Genomic DNA, 19,483 nt, shown 5'->3' on the forward strand with positions numbered 1-19,483 from the left:
AACAGGAGTCGCTGGGTGACGAGTACGGACGTACGTACGGATGCAGAGGACTCGGGACCCAGCGGCTACGCGGCGGCCCGGCTGCGCCTCCTCCAGGAGGGGGCGCGGTCCGGGCCGCCGCGCCGTGCTGCCCTGGCCGAGCTGACCGACGACTGGCTCGCGGGACTGTTCGGCGCGGGCACCACCGAACTGCGCGGGGCCTCACTGGTCGCCGTCGGGGGATACGGGCGGGGCGAGCTGTCACCCCGCAGCGACCTGGATCTGCTGCTCCTGCACGACGGGTCCGACGAGCGGGCGGTGGCCGCGCTGGCCGACCGCATCTGGTACCCCGTCTGGGACCTGGGGCTGGCCCTCGACCACTCCGTGCGCACCCCCGCCGAGGCCCGCAAGACCGCCGGCGAGGACCTCAAGGTGCAGCTGGGGCTGCTGGACGCCCGGCACATCGCCGGTGATCTGGGCCTGACCGCCTCCCTGCGCACCGCCGTCCTCGCCGACTGGCGCAACCAGGCGCCCAAACGCCTCCCCGAACTCCAGGAGCTGTGCTCCGAACGGGGCGAGCGGCAGGGCGAACTGCAGTACCTGCTGGAACCCGACCTCAAGGAGGCGCGCGGCGGACTGCGCGACGCCACCGCCCTGCGCGCCGTCGCCGCCTCCTGGCTCGCCGACGCCCCGCGCGAGGGGCTCGCCGACGCCCGCCGCCGGCTCCTCGACGTACGGGACGCGCTGCATCTCACCACCGGGCGCGCCACCGACCGGCTCGCGCTCCAGGAACAGGACCAGGTCGCCGCCGAGCTGGGCCTGCTGGACGCCGACACCCTGCTGCGCCAGGTGTACGAGGCCGCGCGCGTCATCTCGTACGCCAGTGATGTGACCTGGCGTGAAGTGGGGCGCGTGCTGCGGTCGCGCGCCGTGCGGCCCCGGCTGCGCGCCATGCTGGGCGGGGGGAAGCCCGCCCCCGAGCGGTCGCCGCTGGCCGAGGGCGTGGTCGAGCAGGACGGCGAGGTCGTACTCGCACGGGCCGCCAAGCCCGACCGGGACCCCGTGCTGCCCCTGCGCGCCGCCGCCGCTGCCGCCCAGGCCGGACTGCCGCTGTCCCTGCACGCCGTACGCCGTCTGGCTGCCGCCGCCCGGCCGCTGCCGACGCCCTGGCCCGCCGAGGCGCGCGAACAGCTCGTCACGCTGCTGGGCTCCGGGCGCCCGACCGTCGACGTCTGGGAGGCGCTGGAGGCCGAGGGGCTCATCACGCACCTGCTGCCCGACTGGGAGCGGGTGCGCTGCCGGCCGCAGCGCAACGCCGTGCACATCTGGACCGTCGACCGGCACCTCATCGAGACCGCCGTGCAGGCCTCCGAGATGACCCGCCGGGTCCACCGGCCCGACCTCCTTCTCGTCGCCGCGCTGCTGCACGACATCGGCAAGGGCTGGCCCGGCGACCACTCCGTCGCCGGCGAGATCATCGCCAAGGACGTGGCGGCCAGGATCGGCTTCGACCGTGAGGACGTGGCGGTCCTCTCCACCCTCGTACGCCACCATCTGCTGCTCGTCGACACGGCCACCCGGCGTGATCTGGAGGACCCGGCCACCGTCCGGTCCGTGGCCGACGCCGTCGGATCGCCGGGCACCCTCGAACTGCTGCACGCGCTGACCGAGTCGGACGCACTGGCCACCGGGCCCGCCGCCTGGTCGTCGTGGCGTGCCTCGCTCGTGTCCGAGCTGGTCCAGCGGGTCGAGGCGGTGTTCGCCGGGGACGTCCCGGAGGAGCCGGAGCCGGGGGAGACCAGCGCCGAGCAGGAGCGGCTCGCCATCGAGGCGTTCCGCACGGGCGGGCCGGTGCTGTCGCTGCGCGCGCAGACGGAGGCCACCGCCGAGGAGAAGGACGCGAAGGCCGACCCCGAGCCGCTCGGTGTGGAACTCCTCATCGCCGTACCCGACCAGGCGGGCGTCCTGCCCGCGGTCGCCGGCGTCCTCGCCATGCACCGGCTCACCGTGCGCACGGCCGAACTCCGCACGCTCGACCTCCCGGACGGCGTCGAGGGCTCGGTGCTGCTGCTGAACTGGCGGGTGGCCGCCGAGTACGGCTCGCTGCCCCAGGCGGCCCGGCTCCGCGCCGACCTCGTCCGGGCCTTGGACGGCTCGCTGGACATCGCCGGGCGGCTGGCCGAGCGGGACGCGGCCTATCCCCGGCGACGGGGCGTCGTCGCGCCCCCGCCGCGCGTCACCGTCGCCGCGGCGGCCTCCCGGCACGCCACGGTCATCGAGGTCCGCGCCCAGGACGCCCCCGGGCTGCTGCACCGGATCGGTCGCGCCCTGGAGGACGCGCACGTCCGGGTGCGCAGCGCGCACGTCAGCACCCTGGGCGCCAACGCGGTGGACGCGTTCTATGTGACCGGGCCGAAGGGGGCCCCGCTGCCGGGCGACGAGGCGGCGTCCGTGGCGCGGAAGCTGGAGGAGATGCTGCGCGGCTGAGCGCGACGGGTACGGGGCCGTCCGGTCCCGTACCCGTGAACGGGGCTCGGCCGGTCACTATCCACAGGGGTGGAGACCCGACCACACCCAGACAGATACCCTGGAGGGCAGCCCACCCTGCCCCCGACTCCGAGGACCGACACCGCCGTGTTCGATACGCTCTCCGATCGCCTCTCAGCGACTTTCAAGAACCTGCGCGGCAAGGGGCGCCTGTCCGAGGCGGACATCGACGCCACGGCCCGCGAGATCCGCATCGCGCTCCTCGAAGCGGACGTGGCCCTGCCGGTCGTCCGGGGCTTCATCAAGAACGTCAAGGAGCGCGCGCTCGGCGCCGACGTCTCCAAGGCGCTCAACCCCGCCCAGCAGGTCCTCAAGATCGTCAACGAGGAGCTGGTCGGGATCCTCGGCGGCGAGACCCGCCGCCTCCGCTTCGCCAAGAACCCGCCGACCGTGATCATGCTCGCGGGTCTGCAGGGTGCCGGTAAGACGACCCTCGCGGGCAAGCTGGGCCTCTGGCTCAAGGAGCAGGGCCACTCGCCGCTGCTCGTCGCCTGTGACCTCCAGCGCCCGAACGCGGTGAACCAGCTCAGCGTCGTCGCCGAGCGCGCGGGCGTCGCGGTCTACGCCCCGGAGCCGGGCAACGGCGTGGGCGACCCGGTCAAGGTCGCCAAGGACTCCATCGAGTTCGCCAAGTCGAAGGTCCACGACATCGTGGTCGTCGACACCGCCGGTCGCCTCGGCATCGACCAGGAGATGATGCGGCAGGCCGCCGACATCCGGGACGCGGTCTCCCCGGACGAGATCCTCTTCGTCGTCGACGCGATGATCGGCCAGGACGCCGTCAACACGGCCGAGGCCTTCCGGGACGGCGTCGGCTTCGACGGCGTGGTCCTCTCCAAGCTCGACGGTGACGCCCGCGGTGGTGCCGCCCTGTCGATCGCCTCGGTCACCGGCAAGCCGATCATGTTCGCGTCGAACGGCGAGAAGCTCGACGAGTTCGACGCGTTCCACCCCGACCGGATGGCCTCCCGCATCCTCGACATGGGTGACCTGCTCACCCTGATCGAGCAGGCGGAGAAGACCTTCAGCCAGGAAGAGGCCGCCAAGATGGCCTCCAAGCTGGCGTCCAAGAAGGGGCAGGACTTCACGCTCGACGACTTCCTGGCCCAGATGGAGCAGGTCAGGAAGATGGGCAGCATCAGCAAGCTGCTCGGCATGCTGCCCGGCATGGGGCAGATCAAGGACCAGATCAACAACATCGACGAGCGCGATGTCGACCGCACGGCCGCGATCATCAAGTCGATGACCCCCGGCGAGCGCCAGGAACCGACGATCATCAACGGCTCGCGCCGCGCCCGTATCGCCAAGGGTTCCGGTGTCGAGGTCAGCGCGGTCAAGAGCCTCGTCGAGCGGTTCTTCGAGGCCCGCAAGATGATGTCCCGCATGGCCCAGGGCGGTGGCATGCCCGGGATGCCGGGTATGCCCGGCATGGGTGGCGGTCCCGGCCGCAGCAAGAAGCAGCCCAAGCAGGCCAAGGGCAAGCAGCGCTCCGGCAACCCGATGAAGCGCAAGCAGCAGGAGCAGGAGGAGGCCGCCCGCCGGGCCGCCGCCGCGCAGGGCGGTGCCCTCGGCCTGCCGGGTCAGCAGGGTGCTCAGGACTTCGAGCTGCCGGACGAGTTCAAGAAGTTCATGGGCTGACCCGCCCGCACCGGCCCCGCCCACCACGGCGGACGCCGCGTGACCGGCCGGGGGGTCTGGCCGGGCGCGCGGCGCCGGGTGCCGTGCGTGGACGGCGTGCGTGTGGTGTCGCTCGTGGTGCTTCCGGTGGCGACTCCCGTACGTGGCTGGGCTGTTCCCCCGGACGATGCGTCAGGCTATGGGTGTCGTGCGGCACTTGGCCGAGCCAGAGCGATACCGGCCCTTTTTCTTCACACCCTTCACATCCGCGCCGGAAGGCGCCACGAAGACCTCTCCGGAGGTCCCCGACGGCGCTCGGCGGAGTCGCGGGCCCTCAGGGTGTCCGCGCGATCAGATAGCGGAACACGTTCGGCATCCACACCGTGCCGTCCCGGCGGCGGTGCGGGTGCAGCGCCTCGGTCACTTCCTTGTCCACCTGCGCCTGGTCGGTGGCCCTGATCGCCGCGTCGAACAGACCGGTCGACAGCAGGCCCCGTACCGCGTTGTCCACATTGGCGTACCCGAAGGGGCAGGCCACGCGTCCGGAGCCGTCCGGCCTCAGGCCGGCCCGCTGGGCGACCTCCTCCAGGTCGTCCCGCAGCGCCGGACGCCAACTGCCCGCGCTGCGCAGGGGATCGGCGAGCTTCGTGGCCACGCGGAGCACGGCGGACGTGGTGCAGCGTTCCGGCGGGCCCCAGCCGGCGAGGACCACGGGGGTGCCGCGTTCCGCGAGGGGGGTCGCCGAGGCGAGCAGGTCGCCGAGGCCCTCGGAGTCCCCGGCCAGACAGCCGATCGGCTCGAAGGCGGTCACCAGGTTGTACGGGGGCTCGCCGGGGGCGTGCGCCGCGTCCGCGGGGACGCCCTCGACGACCCGTGCGCCGGCCCGCGCGCGCCTGCCCCATGCCTCCGGGTGCAGTCGCTCCCGCGCGAGTGCCGTTCTCTCGGGCGAGGCCGAGTCGACGCCGGTGACCGCGGCGCCCCGCGACGCCGCCATCAGCAGTGCCAGCCCCGACCCGCAGCCGAGGCCGAGCAGCCGCGTGCCGGTGCCGACGTCGAGCCGCCGGAAGACGGCCTCGTACAGCGGTACCAGCATCCGTTCCTGGATCTCGGCCCAGTCACGCGCGCGTGCACACCGGTCCACGCGGGGTGCGGTCCCCGCGCGAGGCAGTTGCTGCCGCACGAGCGTAGGTGTCATATCGAAAGCGCCCCAATCCGCCGTGAGTTGCCGTTGCCGGATTTCCTGGCCCCCGTGGCAGTGCGCGCTCGCACTCCCCCCCGTATGCCAGGTAACTCCGCGCCCGGCGAGTCGTCCAGGGGTCTCGGACACCGGCTTGCGGACTGTCTGTGCGCGGGCAAAAGAATTCACATCCCCGCAACGTGGACCCGTACCATCGCGCCATGGCAAAGGCACCCGTACTCACGCCCCGCGCGGACGATTTCCCGCGCTGGTACCAGGATCTGATCACCAAGGCCGAGCTGGCCGACAACGGTCCGGTGCGCGGCACCATGGTCATCCGACCGTACGGGTACGGGCTGTGGGAGCGGATGCAGCAGGAGATGGACGCCCGGATCAAGGAGACGGGCACGCAGAACGCGTACTTCCCGCTCCTGATCCCGCAGTCGTATCTCACCCGTGAGGCCGAGCACGTCGAGGGCTTCGCGCCCGAGCTGGCCGTGGTGACGCACGGCGGCGGCAAGGAACTCGAAGAGCCCGCCGTGGTCCGCCCCACCTCCGAGATGATCATCAACGACTACTTCTCGAAGTGGATCCAGAGCTACCGCGACCTCCCCCTGTTGATCAACCAGTGGGCGAACGTGGTCCGTTGGGAGCTGCGCCCCCGCCTCTTCCTGCGCACCAGCGAGTTCCTCTGGCAGGAGGGCCACACGGCGCACGCGACGTACGAGGAGGCGCGCGAGTTCGCCGCGCACATCCACCGCGAGGTCTACGAGGACTTCATGGTGAACGTCCTCGCGATGGACGTCGTCCCCGGCCGCAAGACCGTCAAGGAGCGCTTCGCGGGCGCCATCAACACCCTCACCCTCGAAGGCATGATGGGCGACGGCAAGGCCCTCCAGATGGCCACCAGCCACGAACTGGGCCAGAACTTCGCCAAGGCCTTCAACACCCGGTACCTGTCGAAGGAAGGCAAGCAGGAGCTCGTCTGGCAGACCTCCTGGGGCTCCACGACCCGCATGATCGGCGCCCTGGTGATGATGCACGGCGACGACAACGGCCTGCGGGTCCCGCCCCGGCTGGCCCACGTCCAGGCCGTCGTCCTCGCGATCAAGGGCGACGACGCGGTTCTGGCCAAGGTCCGCGAGCTCGGCGCCGAGCTGAAGGCGGCGGGCATCCGCGTCCAGGTGGACGACCGCACGGACGTCCCGTTCGGCCGCCGCGCCGTCGACTGGGAGCTCAAGGGCGTCCCCGTACGCATCGAGGTCGGCCCCCGTGACCTGGAGAACGGCACCGCGATGCTGGCCCGCCGCATCCCCGGCGGCAAGGAACCGGTCGCCCTCGACTCACTCGTCCATCTGCTGCCCGCGGTCCTCGAAGAGGATCAGGCGCTGCTGCTGAAGCAGTCGCGCGAGCGCCGCGAGTCCCGTACGACCGAGGTGGCCACGCTCGACGAGGCGATCGAGGCCGCCGTGGCGGGCGGCTGGGCGCGTATCCCGTGGTCGACGCTGGGCGAGGACGGCGAGACCAAGCTCGGGGAGCACGCCGTGACCGTACGGTGTCTGGTCGCCGAGGACGGGTCGGTGCCCGACTCCTATGACGCACCCGGTAACGTCGCCGTCGTGGCGCGCGCTTACTAGAGCGCGCCGTTCCGCCGGGAGAGCGGCCGAAACGCCCCTTGCGCATCTGCCGACCACAGGTGTCCCGGCGCGCGGACCTCGTCTACGCGCCGGGGCGTACGTGTTACTACGTACCGCCTTGTGGGGAGCTGCGAGGCTTCTCCGCAGATCAGCGCACCCGCCCTCGTCAGGTCGCACTAGTGGCAACTGACGGGTACGTGCAAATTATTTGGGATGGCCCGGAATCGGAACACAGGGGCACTCCGGCTCGTTGTCATTACGTGAGCACGACACAGACACCACCTGTTCTCGCCGCAGAACTGGCACAGGCGTGGGCCGACATTCAACGGCACCACCCCGAGCTGCCGGATCTTGCCGCTCCCGAGTCCCTGATCGGGGAGTCGTCGTCCGCCTGCGGGCACGAACTCTCCTTCGAGCGACTGCTCCATGAGGCAGTCCATGGCATCGCCGCCGCGCGCGGAGTCCGCGACACGTCCCGGGCCGGCCGGTACCACAACCGCAGATTCCTCGCGATCGCCGAGGAGCTCGGCCTCGACCACCCCGAGGAGCCGCATCCCAGCAGCGGTTTCTCGCTGGTCACGCTGAACCCCGAGGCCAAGCGTCGCTACCGCCCGACGATCGACAGACTGCAGCGGGCCCTCAAGGCCCACACGGCCGCGACCTCCGCGGACACGGCCCGCAGTTTCCGGGGCCCGGCCGCCCGCCACGGTTCCTCCGGTGGCGGCGTCCGAGTCAAGGCCGTCTGCGACTGCGGCCGCAACGTCCGGGTCGTCCCGTCCGTACTCGCCCAGGCCCCCATCGTCTGCGGCGGCTGCGGCAAGCCCTTCCGGATCCCGGAGGTCGTGGGCGCGGCGTGAGCCGAGACGACGGCGAGCCGACATGGACGGCTGCTCGTGGCAGCCGTATCCGGTTCGCGGTCGGTCTGTGGTCCGCCTTCGCCGCGGGCAGTCGTGCCGCGGGGCGATGGGGGCACCTCCCGCTCGAGCGAAGCCGAGAGTGGGGGAGGGTGGGCGCAGGCGGCACCCGTAAGCGCCGGTGAGTGAAAGACCCCTGGCGCCGGGTGCCGCTTCGGCATGGCTTCGTGCAGCCCTGGTAAGAGACGAACCGCTGCGTGTGGCACAATGGCTAGCTGTACTCGACAGTCGCACAGGACCCCTCTCTCCTCCGGCTGACGCGTCCATCGGGCACTCGGGTACCGCAACCCCACGCGGCTCTCTCGCCGTGCCCAATCACGTCAAATCCAGGAGAACCCACTCCCGTGGCAGTCAAGATCAAGCTGAAGCGTCTGGGCAAGATCCGTTCGCCTCACTACCGCATCGTCGTCGCCGACTCCCGCACCCGTCGTGACGGCCGTGCGATCGAGGAGATCGGCAAGTACCACCCGACGTACAACCCGTCGGTCATCGAGGTCGACGAGGAGCGCGTCGCGTACTGGCTGGGTGTCGGCGCGCAGCCGACCGAGCCCGTGCTCGCCATCCTGAAGAAGACCGGCGACTGGCAAAAGTTCAAGGGCGAGCCCGCTCCGGCGCCGCTCCTCGTGGCTCAGCCGAAGTCCGCGCGCCCGTCGTTCGAGGCCCTGGGCGGCGACGACGAGGGCAAGGGTGAGGCGATCACCCAGAAGAAGAAGGCCGACAAGAAGGACGAGGCCGCCGCCGAGTCCGAGTCGACCGAGGCCTGAGCATGCTCGAGGAGGCTCTCGAGCACCTCGTCAAGGGCATCGTCGACTACCCCGACGATGTGCAGGTCGCTTCCCGCAACCTGCGCCGCGGGCGCGTGCTGGAGGTCCGGGTCCACCCTGACGACCTCGGCAAGGTGATCGGCCGCAACGGCCGTACCGCCCGCGCTCTGCGTACCGTCGTGGGCGCCATCGGCGGCCGCGGTGTCCGTGTCGACCTCGTCGACGTGGACCACGTCCGCTGACGAAGATTCGCAGCACCGGCTCGGGCCGGGGAGGGCCACTGGGCCGTCCCCGGCCCGTAGTCGTATGCGTTGTATGAGTCGCTTGAGTTGTATGAGTTGTATGACAGGAGATCGAGCACAGTGCAGCTCGTAGTCGCACGGATCGGCCGCGCCCACGGCATCAAGGGCGAGGTCACCGTCGAGGTCCGCACCGACGAGCCGGAACTCCGGCTCGGCCCCGGCGCCGTCCTGCTCACGGACCCCGCCTCGACGGGCCCGCTCACCATCGAGACCGGCCGGGTCCACAGCGGCCGGCTGCTCCTGCGCTTCGAAGGCGTCCGCGACCGCAACGCCGCCGAGGCACTCCGCAACACCCTGCTGATCGCGGAGGTGGACCCGGAGGAGCTGCCGGAGGAAGAGGACGAGTACTACGACCACCAGCTGATGGACCTGGACGTGGTCACCAAGGACGGAGTCGAGGTCGGCCGGATCACGGAGATCTCGCATCTGCCGTCCCAGGACCTCTTCATCGTCGAGCGGCCCGACGGCAGCGAGGTGATGATCCCGTTCGTCGAGTCGATCGTCACCGAGATCGATCTGGCGGAACAGCGCGCGATCATCGACCCGCCGCCGGGCCTGATCGACGACAACGCCGTGATCGCCTCCGCGCGGGACGCGGAGGAGTCGGCGGAAGCGCCGGACGCGGCGGCCTCGGCGGCCTCGGAGGACGAGGCGTGATGCGGCTCGACGTCGTCACGATCTTCCCCGAGTACCTCGCCCCCCTCGACATCTCCCTCGTCGGCAAGGCACGCGCGCGGGGACAGCTGAACGTCCACGTCCACGACCTGCGGGAATGGACGTACGACCGGCACAACACGGTCGACGACACCCCGTACGGCGGCGGCCCCGGCATGGTCATGAAGACCGACCCCTGGGGCGACGCCCTGGACTCCGTCCTCGCCGACGGCTACGAGACGGGTGCCCACGAGCCCACCCTCATCGTCCCCACCCCCAGCGGCCGCCCCTTCACCCAGGCACTCGCCGTCGAACTCTCCGAGCGCCCCTGGCTGGTCTTCACTCCGGCGCGTTACGAGGGCATCGACCGGCGCGTGATCGACGAGTACGCGACCCGGATGCCCGTCCACGAGGTCTCCATCGGCGACTACGTGCTCGCCGGCGGCGAGGCGGCCGTCCTCGTCGTCACCGAGGCCGTGGCGCGACTGCTGCCCGGTGTCCTCGGCAACGCCGAGTCCCACCGCGACGACTCCTTCGCGCCCGGCGCCATGGCCAACCTCCTGGAGGGGCCGGTCTACACCAAGCCCCCCGAGTGGCGCGGCCGGGACATCCCCGACGTGCTGCTCAGCGGACACCACGGGAAGATCGCACGCTGGCGGCGCGACGAGGCCCTGAAGCGTACGGCGGCCAACCGGCCCGACCTCATCGAGCGCTGCGACCCCAAGGCCTTCGACAAGAAGGACCGCGAAATGCTCTCCATCCTGGGCTGGGCCCCGGACCCGGAGGGGGCGTCGTACGGCCGATTTTGGCGGCGGCCGGACGGCGTGGAAGAATAGGCCGCTGTTGTGCGTCGTCCGGCGCGCGCCCCTGCCGCAGGGGGACACGACGCCCGCCCCGACACGGACAGCATCCTCTCGAAACACCTAACTCCCGCCTATGACCTGTGGCATGGGCGAAGAAAGCAGACGAAATGTCTCACCTGCTCGACTCCGTCGACTCCGCGTCGCTGCGCAGCGACATCCCGGCCTTCCGCCCGGGTGACACCGTCAACGTCCACGTCCGCGTCATCGAGGGCAACCGCTCCCGTGTGCAGCAGTTCAAGGGCGTAGTCATCCGTCGCCAGGGCGCCGGTGTCCGCGAGACCTTCACGGTCCGCAAGGTCTCGTTCTCCGTCGGCGTCGAGCGCACCTTCCCGGTGCACACCCCGATCGTCGAGAAGATCGAGCTCGTCACCCGCGGTGACGTCCGTCGCGCGAAGCTGTACTACCTGCGCGAGCTGCGCGGCAAGGCGGCGAAGATCAAGGAGAAGCGCGACAACTGATCGCGCGCTCGGGTCACGGCTCACGCCGCGACCCGAGTCACAAAAGGTCGTCACAGCGGGGCCGGATACGATTTGGCCCCGATGGACACCGAAGCACAGCAGCACATGGAACGCGACCGTTCCCCCCGCCCTTCCGGCGCGGAGGTCTCCGAGGAGATCTCCGACACAGGAGGGCCGGAGGAGCGGTCGCGTTTCGCGTGGGTGGACCGGACCACCGCGTGGGTACCGGGTGGGAGATACACCCTGACCGTGCTGATCTGCCTGCTTTTTCTGGCCTTCTTCAGCAACTTCGTGATGCAGCCGTTCCAGATTCCCAGCAGCTCCATGGCCGACTCATTGAGGATCGGGGACCGCGTTCTCGTAAATAAGTTGGCGTACCGTTTCGGATCTGAGCCGCAGCGCGGTGACGTCGTCGTCTTCGACGGCACCGGCTATTTCGGGAACGCCGACTACGTCAAGCGCGTTGTCGGCGTGGGGGGAGACCGGGTGGTCTGCTGCGACCAGGAGGGGAGGCTTGAGGTGAACGGCCGGTGGGTCGACGAGTCGTCGTTTCTGTACCCGGGCGACAGCCCGTCGAACGTTCCCTTCGACGTGGTCGTCCCCGAGGGCAGGCTGTTCCTCCTCGGCGACCACCGCGGTGACTCCAGCGATTCCCGTGACCATCTGGGATCGCCCGGCGGCGGCATGGTCCCCCTGGACTCCGTGATCGGCCGGGCCGACTGGATCGCCTGGCCCGCCGACCACTGGACGCGTCTGGACCGTCCGGACGCCTACGCGCGTGTACCCGCCGCGGGCGGTGCGCATGGGTAACCGTGGCAAACCTCGCGGCGCGCCTCCCGCCACCGCGGCCGCCAACCTGCTGCCCACCGGTTCACGGCGGTCCGGCGGGGCCGCCCGGCCGAGCCGGGTCGAGCGGCGCAAGCTCGCCCGCAAGATCAAGCGGCGCCGGCGTCGCTCCGCGGTCAAGGAGATCCCGCTCCTCGTCGGTGTCGCCGTCCTGATAGCCCTGGTCCTCAAGACCTTCCTCGTCCAGGCGTTCGTGATCCCGTCGGGCTCCATGGAGCAGACGATCCAGATCGGCGACCGTGTCCTGGTCGACAAGCTCACGCCCTGGTTCGGCTCCAAGCCCACCCGCGGGGACGTCGTCGTCTTCAAGGACCCGGGCGGCTGGCTGGAGGACGAGCAGACGACGACCCTCACCGAGGATCCGATCGTCATCAAGCAGATAAAGGAAGGCCTGCAGTTCATCGGCCTCCTCCCGTCCGACGACGAGCAGGACCTGATCAAGCGGGTCGTCGCGGTCGGCGGCGACACCGTCAAGTGCTGCGACACCCAGGGCCGCGTCACGGTCAACGGCATGCCGCTGGACGAGACGGCGTACATCCACCCCGGCAACCAGCCCTCGACCCAGCGGTTCCAGGTGACCGTGCCCCAGGGCCGTCTCTGGGTGATGGGCGACCACCGGGAGAATTCCGCCGACTCCCGGGCCCATCAGTCCGACGATTCGAAAACGGCGCAGTTCGGCGGTACGGTCCCGCAGGATGCCGTCGTCGGCCGGGCCGTGGTCATCGCCTGGCCGGTGGGTCACTGGGGGCAGTTGGAGGAGCCGGACACATTCTCCGCCGTACCGAGTGGGTCGACCACCGCCCTCGGCGCTTCGCATAGGGTTGCCTCTGCGGATCGAAACGGATTGATCCCTCTCCCGACCCCTGCGGAACTCCCGCTCGTTATGGGAGTGGTGGGCCTGCACCGGCTGTGGCGCGGGCGGCGGTACGGAGTGAGGAGTGGATGTGGGGGATTTGGCGGTCGGCGCACGGTCCGGACACGGTGGTTCCGAAGAACGGCCGGAGCGATCCGACGAGGCGGCTTCCCCGGCCGCGGAGAACGTGGAGGGCGCCGTGAGTTCCGAGAGTCCCGCCGATTCCGGGAGTGACTCCCCGGACGGAGCGGACGGCGGGGACGGCGCCCGGACCTCGGTCGACGACGGCGACCAGGACGAGCGGCCCAGGAAGAAGCAGCGTTCCTTCTGGAAGGAACTGCCGATCCTGATCGGTATCGCGCTGGTGCTGGCGCTGCTGATCAAGACCTTCCTGGTGCAGGCGTTCTCCATCCCCTCGGACTCGATGCAGAACACCCTGCAGGAGGGCGACCGGGTCCTGGTCGACAAACTCACCCCGTGGTTCGGCTCCGAGCCCGAGCGCGGCGAGGTCGTCGTCTTCCACGACCCGGACGGCTGGCTGGACGGCGAACCCACCCTGGAGCCCAACGCCGTGCAGCGCGTCCTCGGCTGGATCGGCCTGATGCCGTCCGCCGAGGAGAAGGACCTCATCAAGCGCGTCATCGGCGTCGCAGGCGACACCGTGGAGTGCAACGGCACGGGCCCGCTCAAGGTCAACGGCAAGGCGCTGAACGAGCCGTACGTGTACCCGGGCAACACCCCCTGCACCGTCGACGACACCGGTGGTCAGTTCAAGGTGAAGGTACCCGAGGGCAAAATCTGGGTCATGGGCGATCACCGGCAGAACTCGCTGGACTCCCGCTACCACCAGAACGACAGCAACAAGGGCATGGTCCCCGTGAGCCAGGTCGTGGGCCGCGCGATCGTGGTCGCCTGGCCGCCCACCCGCTGGTCCACGCTGCCGGTTCCCGACACCTTCGACCAGAACCTGAACGCCGCCGCGCCCGCCGCGCTCGGCCTCGCGGGCGCGGTGCCCCTGGTGCTCTGGCGCCGGCGCCGTCTTCTGGCCGCCGTGAGCCCGAGGGTTTCTGGCACGGGTACCGCCGGGTAGGGTGCCGTCCCAGATCGCCGATCTTCCGCGGCCCGTACGGGGCCTGGACGGTCGATTCTCCGACCTGGGGGAGCACTGGGATGAGCGGGACGACACGTCGTACGGACGAGGGCCACGGACGGCTCGGCAGCATGCTGTCGGGACTGGCCGTGGCCCTCGGCTGTGTGCTCTTCCTCGGGGCCTTCGGGTGGGGCGTGATCGTCTACGCGCCCTACACCGTGCCCACCGACTCCATGGCCCCTACCATCACCTCCGGGGACCGCATACTCGCCGAGCGGATCGACGGCGCCGAGATCCAGCGCGGTGACGTCGTGGTCTTCCGTCAGGAGACCTGGGGAAACACCGCCATGGTCAAGCGGGTCGTCGCGGTCGGCGGGGACACCATCGCCTGCTGCACGGACGGCAAGCTGACCGTCAACGGCAAGCAGATCGACGAGGCGTATCTGCAGGGCGAGGACGCCGAGCTGACCGGGATCCCCGAGATCACCGTCCCCAAGGGCCGGCTGTTCCTCCTCGGCGACGAGCGCAGCGGCTCCCTGGACTCCACCGCCCACCTCGCGGAGGCCGGCAACGGCACGGTGCCGCGGAGCAACGTGGACGCGCGCGTGGACGCCGTCGTCTGGCCCATGGAGGGCATGCTGGACCGCCCCACGGGCTTCGAGAAGCTCGGCGCGCTCTCCACTCCCGGCCCGCTGCGGCTGATCACCACCGCGCTGGTCGTGGGCATGGTGCTCGTCCTGGGCGGCGCGGCCTACGGGCCCGTCGCCAAGCGGCTCGGCGGACGCGGCCGTACCACGCAGCCGGAGCCGGCCGGTGTCGTCGGCTGAGGACACGTCCGGGGGCGCGCACGAGGCCGCCCATGGGGACACGTACGAGGGCGGGCTGCGCAAGGTGGCCCGGGTGATCCTGCTGGATCCGCGGGAGCGCGTCCTGCTGCTGCACGGGCACGAGCCGGACGATCCGGCCGACGACTGGTGGTTCACGCCCGGCGGCGGTGTGGAGGGCACGGAGACCCGTGAGGAGGCCGCCCTGCGGGAGCTCGCGGAGGAGACGGGGATCACGGACGTGGAGCTCGGTCCCGTGCTCTGGCGGCGGATGTGCTCCTTCCCCTTCGCCGGACGCCGCTGGGACCAGGACGAGTGGTACTACCTCGCCCGGACCACCGATACGCGCCAGGTGGTGCCCGGGGAGGCGGGCCTCACGGAACTGGAACGACGCAGTGTCGCCGGAGCACGCTGGTGGACGTGCGGGGAACTGGCCCGGGCGCATGAGACGGTGTACCCGACCAGACTCGCCGAACTGCTTCGCACACTGCTCGACGAGGGTCCCCCGGCCAGACCCGTGGTCCTCGACACCGAAATTGTCTAGGGGCTCGCGGGACTGGCGCACAATGGTGGGATCGCACGGCTGAAGGGGAACATGCCATGAGCGCCGAGGACCTCGAGAAGTACGAGACCGAGATGGAGCTGAAGCTCTACCGGGAGTACCGCGATGTCGTCGGTCTGTTCAAATACGTGATCGAGACCGAGCGGCGTTTCTACCTGACCAACGACTACGAGATGCAGGTGCACTCGGTCCAGGGTGAGGTGTTCTTCGAGGTGTCGATGGCGGACGCCTGGGTGTGGGACATGTACCGGCCGGCTCGGTTCGTGAAGCAGGTACGGGTGCTCACGTTCAAGGACGTGAACATCGAGGAGCTGAACAAGAGCGATCTGGAGCTGCCGGGCAGCTGAGTCGGCTCCGGGGGTGGTGGGTCGTCATTCGTGTGGGTGATGAAGTTGTCCACAATCGGCTGCTTGTCCACCAAGATCCAATAGCGGGCTGAGCTGCCCTCAGTGTTGGCGCCGGAGGTGGTGCCAACATGAGCACGGCACGAAGTGCACTCGGCAAATACGGCGAGGAGCTGGCCGCGCGGCGGCTGGTCCAGGCCGGGATGACGGTTCTGGAGCGCAACTGGCGCGGTGGCAGGACCGGCGAGATCGACATCGTGGCCCGCGACGGGGACGCGCTGGTCGTCTGCGAGGTGAAGACCCGCAGGGCCGGCTCCTTCGAACACCCGATGGCGGCCGTCACGACCACCAAGGCCGAACGCCTGCGGGGCCTCGCCGAACGCTGGCTCCAGGAACACGGAGGGAGTCCGCCGGGCGGCGTCCGCATCGACGTCGTCGGCGTCCTCCTCCCCGACCGCGGCGCCCCCGTCGTCGAGCATGTGCGGGGGGTGGCCTGATGGGATTCGCCCGCACCTGCTCCGTGGCCCTCGTGGGCGTCGAGGGAGTCGTCGTCGAGGTCCAGGCCGACCTGGAACCGGGGGTGGCGGCGTTCACGCTGGTGGGGCTGCCGGACAAGAGCCTGACGGAGAGCAAGGACCGGGTCAGGGCGGCTGTGGTCAACTCGGGCGCCGAGTGGCCGCAGAAGAAGCTCACCGTGGGGCTCAGCCCCGCCTCGGTGCCGAAGGCCGGCAGTGGGTTCGACCTGGCGATCGCCTGCGCGATCCTGGGGGCCTCCGAGCGGATCGATCCGCGGGTGCTCTCCGACATCGTGATGCTCGGAGAGCTGGGACTCGACGGACGGGTCCGGCCGGTACGGGGCATCCTGCCCGCTGTGCTGGCCGCCGCCGAAGCCGGATACGAGCAGGTGGTGGTGCCGGAGTGCGCTGCCGCGGAGGCCTCGCTGGTGCCCGGCGTCTCGGTCCTGGGCGTGCGTACCCTGCGGCAGCTGATCGCCGTACTCGCGGACGAACCCGTGCCGGACGAGGAACCCGACGAGGGCCGCCCGGACCCCCTCATGGCGGGACTCCGGCTGCCGGGTGCGGGGGCGGCCACCGGGATGCACACCGCGGGAGCCGCGCAGCAGGACTTGGGCCACGACCTCGCCGATGTGGTCGGTCAGATGGCGGCCCGGACCGCCGTGGAGGTCGCGGCGGCCGGCGGACACCATCTCTTCCTGGAAGGGCCGCCGGGCGCGGGCAAGACGATGCTCGCCGAGCGGCTGCCGGCCATCCTGCCGAAGCTGGCCAGGGAGGAGTCGCTGGAGGTCACGGCGGTCCACTCGATCGCCGGTCTGCTGCCGGTGGGCAAGCCCCTGGTCGACGTGGCGCCCTACTGCGCCCCTCACCACTCGGCCACGATGCAGGCCCTCGTCGGCGGCGGCCAGGGCATCGCACGCCCCGGCGCGGTCTCCCTCGCCCACCGTGGGGTGCTCTTCCTCGATGAGACACCCGAGTTCAGCGGTCAGGCCCTGGACGCCCTGCGGCAGCCGTTGGAGGCCGGGCACGTCGTGATCGCGCGCAGCGCGGGAGTGGTGCGGTTCCCGGCGAAGTTCCTGATGGTGCTCGCCGCGAATCCCTGCCCCTGCGGCCGCTTCTCACGGACGGACGACCTGTGCGAGTGTCCGCCCGCGTCGATCCGCCGCTATCAGGCCCGGCTCTCCGGGCCGCTGCTGGACCGGGTCGACCTGCGGGTCGAGGTCGACCGGGTCACCCGGTCCGAACTGACCCGGCGAGGCGCCCGGGGCGAGTCCACGGCGACGGTGGCCGACCGCGTGCGCTCGGCCAGGGAAAGGGCGGCCGCCCGTCTGCTCGGCACACCCTGGCGGACGAACAGCGAGGTACCGGGGCGCGAGCTGCGCAGCCGGTGGCACGCGGCTCCGGGCGCGATGGACGAGGCCGAGCGCTGCCTGGAGCGGGGAGCGCTGACCGCGCGAGGCCTGGACCGGGTGCTCCGGGTCGCCTGGACCATCGCCGACCTCGTCGGCCACGACCGCCCCGACGCGACGGACGTCACCTTGGGCCTGCAACTGCGCACCGGGGTTCCGCGCGGGGTGCCGATGGCGATCGGGGCCCTGACATGAGGCCCGGGGCCTGCGGCGCGGCGGCGGGTGAGCTATGACCCGCGGTGGCGGGGTGCCGGACACCGAGCGGCTCGACCGGGCCTTCCTGGCCCGTGTCCTCGAACCCGGAGACGAGCTCGGTGGCAGGTGGCTGCGGGAGTTCGGAGCCCGGGAAGTGGCACGGAGGTTCTCCGGGGGCGGGGGACCACTGCCGGACGCTTCGGAGAAGCGGTGGGCGGGACTGTGCGCCCGCGCCGGGCGCGCCGACCCCGAAGGGGACCTCTCCCACGCGAGGGAGGCCGGAGTCCGGTTCCTGGTGCCCGGCGACGGTGAGTGGCCCGGGCAGCTCGATGATCTCGGGGACGGGCGGCCCGTGGGGTTGTGGGTGCGGGGGAAGGCGAATGTGCGGATGTGGGCGCTGCGGTCCGTGGCCGTGGTGGGGGCGCGGGCCTGTACGGAGTACGGGGCGCACATGGCGGCCGTGCTGGGCGCGGGGCTGGCCGAGCGGGGGTGGGTGGTCGTGTCCGGCGGGGCGTACGGGGTGGACGGGGCCGCGCATCGGGGGGTCCTCGGGGCCGGTGGGGCGACCGTCGCCGTGCTGGCCTGCGGGGTGGACCGGCCGTATCCCCGGGGGCACGCGCAGTTGATCGGCAGAATCGCCGAACAGGGGCTCGTGGTGGGGGAGTTGCCACCGGGGGAGCATCCGACGCCGAGCCGGTTCATCCTGCGGAACCGGGTGATCGCCGCGCTCACCAGGGGGACCGTGGTCGTGGAGGCGGCGTACCGCAGCGGCGCGCTGGTCACGGCGCGGGCGGCGCAGCGGCTGGGCCGGTTCACGATGGGCGTGCCCACACCTCTTTCCGGGGGTGCCGCTCTGGCTCCGATCCGGTTCCGGGTGGCCATCGCGGCATAGCGTCACCCGGTCATCTGGCACGAGGCCACGGGGGGTATCTCCCGTGGCCTCTCGTGTGCCCGCCGGGCCGGTGCCCCCGGCGGGGGTCTCATGCGCTCCGAGACCCCACCGAAGCCCGGGACGCCCCTACGCGGCCATAGGCGGCTCCCCCGGGGGGCTCTCGGGCTCCCCGAGGGCGTTCGCGGGCGGCAGCTCGGGCCTGGACGAACCGTCGCCCTTCTTGAAGTCCTCCCACGCGGCGCGTGCCTTTGCGAAGGATTCGAGCAGCTCGGGCACCTGGTCCGCCAGCTTCTTGGCGTAGGTGATCGAGGCGGAGACCACGCCAGCGAGGGCGATGATGAAGAGGATGATGACTGTGCTGTTCACCGATCCTGATCCTGACCTTCCCTGTCATGGGTCGGATCGGGTGCGCAGGCAGCCTCGATCCAAACCCTTCGGTTTGGGTCGAGACACCCGCGCTTGACGCACATCAGCGCAAATGTTCTCGGGTGGGCTGTATGTCAGCCCGGTAGTGCAACGACTGTCAGTGTCAGTGTCAGTGTCAGGCTTCCCGTTGTTGCATTCGGTGCGTCAGGCCCCCTGTCGGACTTGAAAAGGGAGCCCCGAGCGTGAACGGGATAGCGTCCTGGTTTCAGGCAGCGAACGCCCGACCGCCCAGGTGCGAGGGGCCCCTGAGGGGCTCCCGTCGCAATGCTAGCGCACACAGGGCGCCGAGACGCAAAGCACAACGAAGCCCCACCCCAGTCGAGTTGGGGTGGGGGCTGATGGCCGGTCAGGTCAGCGCCGGTCCGGGGTGCCGTTGCCTCGGCAGCGGTAGCACTCGCAGAGCGGCCACCGGTCATCGAGTAGGGGCAGATTCGGCATGGTGTCGACCGACCACTCTCGTGCGCTGACCTCGCGCGTTTCCTTGGTGGCGGCGTCGTACTTGTAGACCCGAATGCTTAACCCGGCCATTGAGGCCCCCTCGTCGCTCTGACCAGCAGGTATCGAGGTATCGCACCTTACCGCGAGATCGCGATATCGCATAAGACTGCGGTAGCG

19 protein-coding genes and 1 pseudogene are annotated in these 19,483 nt (G+C 70.7%); 18 read left to right on the forward strand and 2 right to left on the reverse strand.

Going from position 1 to position 19,483, the window contains the following annotated elements; genetic code table 11:
- Positions 1–15 precede the first annotated feature (15 nt).
- Complete coding sequence (locus tag ABT147_RS18450) at positions 16–2,466, forward strand: [protein-PII] uridylyltransferase (RefSeq protein ID WP_351407184.1); 2,451 nt, start codon at positions 16–18, stop codon at positions 2,464–2,466.
- Between the two features lie 147 nt (positions 2,467–2,613).
- Positions 2,614–4,164 carry a signal recognition particle protein gene (gene ffh / locus ABT147_RS18455; protein ID WP_351407186.1) on the forward strand — a complete coding sequence of 517 codons (1,551 nt, stop codon included), beginning with the start codon at positions 2,614–2,616 and terminating at the stop codon, positions 4,162–4,164.
- A gap of 313 nt (positions 4,165–4,477) precedes the next feature.
- Here ffh and ABT147_RS18460 read toward each other — a convergent pair whose 3' ends face one another.
- Positions 4,478–5,236: an SAM-dependent methyltransferase gene (locus ABT147_RS18460; protein ID WP_351407188.1), complete on the reverse strand. Its 759-nt coding sequence runs from the start codon at positions 5,234–5,236 to the stop codon at positions 4,478–4,480.
- 305 nt (positions 5,237–5,541) lie between these two features.
- Between ABT147_RS18460 and proS the strand changes: the two genes are divergently transcribed.
- The 16 genes and pseudogenes from proS to ABT147_RS18540 form a co-directional block, all read left to right on the forward strand.
- Complete coding sequence (proS, locus tag ABT147_RS18465; protein WP_351407191.1) at positions 5,542–6,957, forward strand: proline--tRNA ligase; 1,416 nt, start codon at positions 5,542–5,544, stop codon at positions 6,955–6,957.
- 260 nt (positions 6,958–7,217) lie between these two features.
- Positions 7,218–7,814, forward strand: coding sequence for a hypothetical protein (locus ABT147_RS18470; protein WP_033526923.1), 597 nt, complete (start codon positions 7,218–7,220; stop codon positions 7,812–7,814).
- 401 nt (positions 7,815–8,215) lie between these two features.
- On the forward strand, positions 8,216–8,635 hold the full coding sequence (gene rpsP, locus ABT147_RS18475; protein ID WP_152171925.1) for a 30S ribosomal protein S16: 420 nt from the start codon (positions 8,216–8,218) through the stop codon (positions 8,633–8,635).
- Positions 8,636–8,637: 2 nt separating this feature from the next.
- The gene (locus tag ABT147_RS18480) at positions 8,638–8,877 is read left to right on the forward strand and encodes an RNA-binding protein (protein ID WP_033526925.1); all 240 of its coding nucleotides are present in this window, start codon (positions 8,638–8,640) and stop codon (positions 8,875–8,877) included.
- A 120-nt stretch (positions 8,878–8,997) separates the two neighbouring features.
- Positions 8,998–9,594: a ribosome maturation factor RimM gene (gene rimM, locus ABT147_RS18485; RefSeq protein ID WP_351407195.1), complete on the forward strand. Its 597-nt coding sequence runs from the start codon at positions 8,998–9,000 to the stop codon at positions 9,592–9,594.
- Positions 9,594–10,427 carry a tRNA (guanosine(37)-N1)-methyltransferase TrmD gene (trmD, locus tag ABT147_RS18490; protein WP_351407482.1) on the forward strand — a complete coding sequence of 278 codons (834 nt, stop codon included), beginning with the start codon at positions 9,594–9,596 and terminating at the stop codon, positions 10,425–10,427. Before rimM ends, trmD begins: the two co-directional genes overlap by 1 nt.
- 134 nt (positions 10,428–10,561) lie before the next feature.
- Entirely contained in the window at positions 10,562–10,912 is a 351-nt protein-coding gene (gene rplS / locus ABT147_RS18495; RefSeq protein ID WP_013000407.1) for a 50S ribosomal protein L19, read from the forward strand.
- Between the two features lie 81 nt (positions 10,913–10,993).
- Complete coding sequence (lepB, locus tag ABT147_RS18500; protein WP_351407197.1) at positions 10,994–11,722, forward strand: signal peptidase I; 729 nt, start codon at positions 10,994–10,996, stop codon at positions 11,720–11,722.
- The gene (gene lepB, locus ABT147_RS18505; RefSeq protein WP_351407199.1) at positions 11,715–12,845 is read left to right on the forward strand and encodes a signal peptidase I; all 1,131 of its coding nucleotides are present in this window, start codon (positions 11,715–11,717) and stop codon (positions 12,843–12,845) included. The genes lepB (ABT147_RS18500) and lepB (ABT147_RS18505) overlap by 8 nt, the downstream gene beginning before the upstream one ends.
- Positions 12,811–13,701 carry a signal peptidase I gene (lepB, locus tag ABT147_RS18510; RefSeq protein WP_351407201.1) on the forward strand — a complete coding sequence of 297 codons (891 nt, stop codon included), beginning with the start codon at positions 12,811–12,813 and terminating at the stop codon, positions 13,699–13,701. The genes lepB (ABT147_RS18505) and lepB (ABT147_RS18510) overlap by 35 nt, the downstream gene beginning before the upstream one ends.
- Before the next feature lie 80 nt (positions 13,702–13,781).
- Positions 13,782–14,528 (forward strand): signal peptidase I, encoded by a 747-nt coding sequence (gene lepB, locus ABT147_RS18515; RefSeq protein ID WP_351407203.1) that lies wholly within the window; start codon positions 13,782–13,784, stop codon positions 14,526–14,528.
- Complete coding sequence (locus ABT147_RS18520) at positions 14,515–15,069, forward strand: NUDIX hydrolase (protein WP_351407205.1); 555 nt, start codon at positions 14,515–14,517, stop codon at positions 15,067–15,069. Before lepB (ABT147_RS18515) ends, ABT147_RS18520 begins: the two co-directional genes overlap by 14 nt.
- A 56-nt stretch (positions 15,070–15,125) precedes the next feature.
- Positions 15,126–15,434 (forward strand): DUF2469 domain-containing protein, encoded by a 309-nt coding sequence (locus ABT147_RS18525; RefSeq protein ID WP_005311352.1) that lies wholly within the window; start codon positions 15,126–15,128, stop codon positions 15,432–15,434.
- A gap of 128 nt (positions 15,435–15,562) precedes the next feature.
- Complete coding sequence (locus ABT147_RS18530; RefSeq protein WP_351407208.1) at positions 15,563–15,928, forward strand: YraN family protein; 366 nt, start codon at positions 15,563–15,565, stop codon at positions 15,926–15,928.
- Positions 15,928–17,550: a YifB family Mg chelatase-like AAA ATPase gene (locus tag ABT147_RS18535; RefSeq protein ID WP_351407210.1), complete on the forward strand. Its 1,623-nt coding sequence runs from the start codon at positions 15,928–15,930 to the stop codon at positions 17,548–17,550. Before ABT147_RS18530 ends, ABT147_RS18535 begins: the two co-directional genes overlap by 1 nt.
- A gap of 34 nt (positions 17,551–17,584) precedes the next feature.
- A pseudogene (locus ABT147_RS18540) lies at positions 17,585–18,385 on the forward strand (DNA-processing protein DprA); the annotation flags it as partial.
- A 183-nt stretch (positions 18,386–18,568) separates the two neighbouring features.
- Here the strand turns inward: ABT147_RS18540 and ABT147_RS18545 are convergent.
- Positions 18,569–18,808, reverse strand: a complete 240-nt coding sequence (locus ABT147_RS18545) for a hypothetical protein (protein ID WP_351407212.1) — start codon at positions 18,806–18,808, stop codon at positions 18,569–18,571.
- Between the last annotated feature and the right edge of the window lie 675 nt (positions 18,809–19,483).

Source organism: Streptomyces sp. NPDC001868 (genome assembly GCF_040297125.1).
Classification (GTDB): domain Bacteria; phylum Actinomycetota; class Actinomycetes; order Streptomycetales; family Streptomycetaceae; genus Streptomyces.